The sequence below is a fragment of the Bacillus cereus group sp. N8 genome (assembly GCF_016483685.1).
Lineage (GTDB): Bacteria > Bacillota > Bacilli > Bacillales > Bacillaceae_G > Bacillus_A > Bacillus_A proteolyticus.
The window spans coordinates 1-231 of record NZ_JAEHBK010000243.1 but is presented as its reverse complement, the minus strand read 5'-3'; the positions used below and the strand labels follow the sequence as shown (position 1 = coordinate 231).

Below are 231 nucleotides of genomic sequence, written 5' to 3'. Positions count from 1 at the left end.
GGTGTAACAACAAAGAAAAAAGAAAAAGATGAAAGTGTGCAAGAAAAGTTCAAGTTTGAGCATACAAAACCGAGAGAATCATAAATGCCTAACATAGTTTTACCGACTGGTATGGATGAAAAGCAAGAAGAACTAACGACTGTGAACCAGCCGGCACAACTTTGGCACCCGCCGAAGCAAGAATGGCAACCCCCACAGTCACTAGGAAGAGATGAGCAAAGTTGGCCGTCC

At 43.7% G+C, this 231-nt stretch carries 1 pseudogene; it reads left to right on the top strand.

Annotation, left to right across the window (positions count from 1 at the left end):
• Positions 1-231: pseudogene (locus JDS80_RS31155) on the top strand (DNA mismatch repair endonuclease MutL); the annotation flags it as partial.